The organism is Reyranella soli (assembly GCF_007992495.1).
Taxonomy (GTDB): Bacteria; Pseudomonadota; Alphaproteobacteria; order Reyranellales; family Reyranellaceae; genus Reyranella; species Reyranella soli.
Genome location: NZ_BKAJ01000373.1, coordinates 1 through 1,033 on the forward strand (window position 1 = coordinate 1; position 1,033 = coordinate 1,033).

Sequence of the window (1,033 nt, forward strand, 5' to 3'; positions counted from 1 at the left end):
CTTAGGGCGATGTTAGATCGCGGTTCTCGGGGTGATTTATGTTCCAGACTGCTCAAGATGCCATCGCGAGGATCGGTGCGGGGCAGGGGGCGGAAATGGATTGGGCGCGCATGCTGGCCTATGTGACGGGGACGGTGGACCAGGAACTGCTGGCGCGGAACGAATACCTGGCTGCAGAGAACCGCGTCCTCAAGGCGCAATTGAATAGTCGGCTGCGGCTCTCGGACGCCGAGCGAAAGATGCTCGGCGAGATCGGCCATCGCCTGGGCCGCAGGGTTCTTGCCGACGTTGCCACCGTAGCCCGACCGGACACCATCCTGGGCTGGTATCGCAAGTTGGTCACCCGCAAGTTCGATGGCTCGGCGCGTCGCGGCCCGGGCAGACCGCGCATCAAGCGAGAAATCGAGCAGCTGATCATTCGGATGGCCAGGGAGAACCGGGACTGGGGCTATGACCGGATTGTGGGGGCGTTGGCCAATCTGGGACACGAGATATCCGATCAAACGGTTGGCAATGTCTTGCGGCGCCACGGTTTGCCGCCAGCGCCGGAGCGCAAGCGCACGACCACGTGGGCGGCCTTTATCCGGACCCACCTGGCACTGTTGGCGGGAACCGACTTCTTCACCGCCGAGGTGCTGACGCTGCGCGGGCTAGTGACCTACTACGTGCTGTTCTTCATTCATCTTGAGAGCCGTAGAATATACCTCGCCGGGCTCACCGTTCACCCCAATGAGGCGTGGATGAAGCAAATCGCCCGGAACGCGACCATGGACGATTGTGGTGCGCTGCGGGATTGCCGCTATCTCCTGCACGACCGCGACACCAAGTTCACGCGGTCGTTCCGAGCCATCATTGCATCAGGCAGGGTCGAACCGCTCGCGCTGCCGACGCACAGCCCCAACCTGAATGCCTATGCGGAGCGCTGGGTGATGTCGGTCAAGGAGGAGTGTTTGTCGAAGGTAATCCTGTTCGGCGAGCGCTCGTTGCGGCGGGCGTTGAACGACTATGTTGAGCATTTCCATGCCGAGCGAAA

Annotated in this window: 1 protein-coding gene; it reads left to right on the plus strand. The window is 61.9% G+C overall.

The features are described from left to right. Positions 1-38 precede the first annotated feature (38 nt). The coding region (locus tag RSO01_RS46840) for a helix-turn-helix domain-containing protein (protein ID WP_147157487.1) at positions 39-1,033 on the plus strand (995 nt) is incomplete at its 3' end.